Annotated in this window: 1 protein-coding gene; it reads right to left on the reverse strand. The window is 64.1% G+C overall.

Annotated features, from left to right (window positions below):
* Window positions 1-124: 124 nt before the first annotated feature.
* Window positions 125-1,048: MBL fold metallo-hydrolase (locus CJP72_RS25100; protein ID WP_446714992.1), on the reverse strand; the 924-nt coding region annotated here is incomplete at its 5' end.

Below are 1,048 nucleotides of genomic sequence, written 5' to 3' on the forward strand. Positions count from 1 at the left end.
CGCGCGAACATGCCGCTGACCCCGGCGATGCGGCCGTTGCCCAGCAACATGATCGCCGCAGCGAACCCGATCATCAGGCCGCCGATGAAGCCGGCAAGCGGCATGGCATGGGGAAATCCGGGCATCACAGCGTATCCAGTGGAATCTTGAGGTAGCGGGTGCCGTTGACTTCCGGCTCCGGCAGATGGCCGCCGCGCATATTGACCTGCACCGATGGCAGGATGAGCTTGGGCATCGACAAGGTGGCGTCCCGACTGGTGCGCATCGCGACGAAGTTGTCTTCGTCCACCCCCTCATGAACGTGGACGTTGCCGACGCGCTGCGCGCCCACGGTCGTCTCCCAGACATACCGGTCGCGCCCCGCAGCCTTGTAGTCGTGGCACAGGAACAGCCGCGTCTCGTCGGGCAACTGCATCAGTCGACGGATCGAGCGGAATAGCTGGCGCGCATCACCACCGGGGAAGTCTGCGCGTGCGGTGCCGTAGTCCGGCATGAACAGGGTATCGCCGGTGAAGACTGCGTCGCCGATGACATAGGCCATATCGGCGGGGGTGTGCCCCGGCACATGCAGCGCGATGGCCTCGATGTCGCCGATCGTAAAACGGTCGCCATCGTCGAACAGGTGGTCGAACTCGGAGCCGTCCCGTTCGAAGTCGGTGCCGGCGTTGAAAATCTTGCCGAAGACGTTCTGCACGCGAATGATGTCGCGGCCGATCGCGAGCTGACCGCCCAGCGCCTTTTGCAGATAGGGCGCCGCAGACAGGTGGTCGGCATGAGCATGGGTTTCGAGCAGCCAGTCGACCGAAAGGCCGTGCTCCCGCACATAAGCGATTACCGCATCCGCCGACGCCGTATTGGTGCGACCGGCCGCAGCGTCGAAGTTCAGGACACTGTCAACGATCGCCGCCTTTCGCGTGGCGGGGTCCCAGACGACGTAGGTCGCGGTGTTGGTCGGCTCGTCGAAGAACGAGTGAACGACCGGCGCTACCGCCGCCTTCGCACGTTCAATCTGCGCAACTGCCTCATTCAACGCCGATTCCACGATCGC

The organism is Citrobacter sp. NCU1 (assembly GCF_010231475.1).
In the GTDB taxonomy this organism is placed as follows: Bacteria; Pseudomonadota; Gammaproteobacteria; order Enterobacterales; family Enterobacteriaceae; genus Citrobacter_D.